This is a genomic window from Burkholderia sp. BDU5 (assembly GCF_001522845.1).
In the GTDB taxonomy this organism is placed as follows: Bacteria; Pseudomonadota; Gammaproteobacteria; order Burkholderiales; family Burkholderiaceae; genus Burkholderia; species Burkholderia mayonis.
In genome coordinates, this window is sequence record NZ_LOWC01000148.1 from 1 (window position 1) to 1,541 (window position 1,541).

General features: G+C 62.2%; 3 protein-coding genes. All 3 read left to right on the top strand.

Annotation, left to right across the window (positions count from 1 at the left end):
* The coding region (locus WS69_RS34285; protein ID WP_197419300.1) for a hypothetical protein at positions 1-526 on the top strand (526 nt) is incomplete at its 5' end.
* 307 nt (positions 527-833) lie between these two features.
* Positions 834-1,208, top strand: coding sequence for a hypothetical protein (locus tag WS69_RS23600; RefSeq protein ID WP_059473091.1), 375 nt, complete (start codon positions 834-836; stop codon positions 1,206-1,208).
* Positions 1,205-1,426, top strand: a complete 222-nt coding sequence (locus WS69_RS23605; protein WP_081066544.1) for a hypothetical protein — start codon at positions 1,205-1,207, stop codon at positions 1,424-1,426. The genes WS69_RS23600 and WS69_RS23605 overlap by 4 nt, the downstream gene beginning before the upstream one ends.
* Positions 1,427-1,541: the final 115 nt, after the last annotated feature.

Here is a 1,541-nt window from a genome sequence, read left to right on the forward strand (position 1 = left end):
CGTGAAGCCAGTCTCCGATATCACCGATCCGCCGCCGCAGCCGACGCGTTCACCGCGCATCACCGATCGCCAGGCCGAAATCATGACGGCGGCGCTTTGCGACGTGATCGCGAACAAGAAGTTGCCGGCCGATGAAGCGCAGGCGGTGATCGGGGAACTGATCGGCGCGATGGTCAAGCAAGTGACACGGTTGAACGAGGCCGTGGCGGCGGCGAACAATCCTGCCAGGGACGACATCAAGGCGACGATCGACAACATCCGGCAGCCGGTCGAGTTTCGTTCGGACGCGAAACCGGAAGGATTCGCCGTTACGAAAGACCTCGAGGTCATCAGTTTGTCGGTGTCGATGACCGGGCGCCGATTGATCGCGGTTGTGCTGTTCGGCCCAGACGACTTACCCCGAGCCGAGTCGGTTATTCGGTCCCGGATCGCTCCGAACAAAGACGATCCAGCGCTTCGTGATTGTCTCCAAGCCGCTGTACGTAGATGTCGGGAGAGTCGCCGGTCACAGGATGAACAACCTTGACGACTTCGAACATGGTTGCCGCATCCGGTCCGTCCGGTAATTCGATCCAGTCGCCAGTCCTCGGCAGCACGACGAAGCTGTACTCGCCGATCGCCGTCCCGCCTGGTGCAGTGATAACCATGATTTCGAGTTTTGTGTCCACGCGAACCCCGTGATGTGGTGGTTGAAGAGGTCAGAGGCTTCGATTTTCGCATAGCGGCGGTTCGCATCTTTGCAGTCGGCCAGGTGTTGTCCTGGCCATTATTTCGCCCCGGCGCCAACTGGGTAAGCAAGTGGGTAATCAACTGGGTAACCATTGATTTTTCGTATGAACCAGCCAGAAATCAGGATGTTCGCGCTTTGGACGCCGGCCGCCACGCTGCCCGAGAGCGAGATCGAAGCTATGACGTTCGAGGAATGCCTGGCGAAGGCGCTCGAGATCGGCATTACGCGCTTCGATCGCAAGACGCTCGCGAAGAAGTCGAAGATCCACTATCCGCATCTCGGCGACCTGATCGCCGGGCGCCGGCCGTTCCCTGCGACGAAGCTGCACCTGTTCTGCATGTTCAGCGGCTGTGACTACCCGCGACAGTGGCTTGCCATCCAGGAGCGCAAGGCGATCGACGAATACCGCCGGCTCAGCCAGCAGGCGATCGGCGAGTTCGTCCAGCAGGCATTCGGCCAGCGGCAGGTGGCCGCATGACGTTGACGCTCAGCCACCGCGACGTCGGCAAGCATTTCGCCCGCAAACTCGGGCGCCCCATGACCTACCTCGGCCTCATCGAGGAAAAGCACCTTTTCATCTTCCGCGATCCCCCGCAGGACTACCTCGCATTCCGGCCCGACCAGCTCTGGATGCTCGAGCGCGTGCGTCCGGAGGCGGCGCCAATCGACAACACAAAGGAGGACGGCTCGTGCTGACCGAACTGTTCGAGCGCGCGGCGTTCCGCGCAGGCTGGCGCGCCGCGCGCGCCGGCGTCCCGTTCCATGAGAACCCGCTGCGCGGCGCGCTCGCGCGCTTCGCACGGCAGTGGGG

Bases quoted from the DNA above. Each gene is read 5' to 3' on its own strand.
- WS69_RS23605 (WP_081066544.1), top strand. From the start codon at position 1,205: ATGACGTTGACGCTCAGCCACCGCGACGTCGGCAAGCATTTCGCCCGC.
- WS69_RS23600 (WP_059473091.1), top strand. From the start codon at position 834: ATGAACCAGCCAGAAATCAGGATGTTCGCGCTTTGGACGCCGGCCGCC.